Source organism: Vibrio sp. 10N.222.49.C9 (assembly GCF_041474985.1).
Taxonomy (GTDB): domain Bacteria; phylum Pseudomonadota; class Gammaproteobacteria; order Enterobacterales; family Vibrionaceae; genus Vibrio; species Vibrio crassostreae_C.
Genome location: NZ_JBFRVD010000446.1, coordinates 1 through 366 on the forward strand (window position 1 = coordinate 1; position 366 = coordinate 366).

1 protein-coding gene is annotated in these 366 nt (G+C 44.0%); it reads right to left on the minus strand.

The window, feature by feature from the left end; translation table 11 throughout:
- Nucleotides 1-99: 99 nt before the first annotated feature.
- The coding region (locus AB4585_RS23915) for a DUF1870 family protein (protein ID WP_372171248.1) at nt 100-366 on the minus strand (267 nt) is incomplete at its 5' end.

Below are 366 nucleotides of genomic sequence, written 5' to 3' on the forward strand. Positions count from 1 at the left end.
GACTTACACCCTATTACTTAGCTAAAAAACAGCCAATATTGTAGGGCTAAGACCAAATCCCCTTGGTTTTTGCATGGTTATTTGCGTAACAGCTCTCAACTAGCCTTTTTGCGTGATCTGCAACCATCCCAACAACGCACCTACTGGCTGAACTCTAGAATCCATATGCAAAGTAACAGTGGTCAACGTGACGAACATATCCGCAACTATTGACTGATAAAAACGCCAAGCAACAGGATTAGCTCGCTGCGGATACAGACTGCAAAATACAGCGTAATCTGGATACCAGGGAAGTGAATCGGGTTCTAGCTCTGGATTGTTTACTATCTCTGCGTAAATGGACTCTAACAGCGCAGTTTGCTCACT